Genomic DNA, 1,178 nt, shown 5'->3' with positions numbered 1-1,178 from the left:
AATTATGGTGTTGGAGCTTGGAACTCCGGAACGGATGGAGGGGCCTTCGATTCCTTCTTGGCGAATGGTCTATTCCGCCTAACGGCAACAAGCACGAATCGCAGTTATCGTTTAGAATCTAGCACGAACGACTTCGTTGTAAATGAGAACGTTTCCGTTACTACTCTCTCAGAACCTCAAACGTTTACTTACGGAGATATCGCCTTTACAGTTTGGAGACAGGACAACACTCTCCAAGGTAAGTTCATGCAAATTTCCACAGGCACTGTTTTGGCCGGTGGGGCCCAAGTAAAACTCAACACTGCTAATGCGACCGGTAAATTCGTGGTCAAAGCAGACTCTACGACTGGCAAGGCAGCAATTCTCTGGGAAAGTGGTGTGGATGTATACATCGCCTTCCGAGATCTGACAGCGGCTAATTTCCCTGCCATCGGATCGGAAATCAAAGTAGGGACCCGTCCGAATACTTCCGCGAACTACTTAGGATTAGCACTAGGAGGGGGAGGAAAAGCTTTCGCTTTCTGGAATACATATGTAAGCGGGACTTTTACAGCGTCTCATAACGTTTATGGTAGGTTATTTCAGGGTGATGTTGCAGGCACAGCGGGGGCACAATTTAACGTATTTACTGCCTCGACTGTCGGTTTAATAGTATCGATGGATGCGGATAGCGACTTAGGGAACACTGCTTTAGTTACCGTGGCTTACGGATTAAGTACAAACGCAGTAAATGCTTACACTTATGACTTCACAACCGGTGCAAAACAAGCGGGACCTATCAATCTCGTAGGAACTACTTCTGGTGGTGGATACTCGACTGGAGTTAAAGTCGACGTTTTAGGAACAAAAGGATTTGTGACTTGGAAGCGTCAGGATGCTTATTCGATTGCAAGAGTATACGATTTAAATACAAACACAGCTTTAGCTCCGAATGCGCAAACTATAAGTGCAAACGTGGGAACGTTTAGTATTACCGCAGTAGACGGCTTTGGTTTAGTCACATTCAGCTCTACTAAGAATACTGGCATCTACCTCAGAGTAGTGGATCTTTCCGATGGAGCCTTGGAATATACTACCGCGCTTCAATTAGATTCTTCTAAAACTGCCACGAGTAGAAAACCCGGAGGACTGTATCTAGTATCCGGAAATATTATCGCTCTTTGGGAACATCAGGAGTC

General features: G+C 45.7%; 1 pseudogene. It reads left to right on the top strand.

Annotation, left to right across the window (positions count from 1 at the left end):
- Positions 1 to 1,178 (top strand): annotated as a pseudogene (locus tag EHR06_RS19125) (hypothetical protein); the annotation flags it as partial.

The organism is Leptospira dzoumogneensis (genome assembly GCF_004770895.1).
GTDB lineage: Bacteria > Spirochaetota > Leptospiria > Leptospirales > Leptospiraceae > Leptospira_B > Leptospira_B dzoumogneensis.
Note: the sequence above shows the minus strand (reverse complement) of the source record. Positions and strands in the feature narration are given on the sequence as shown.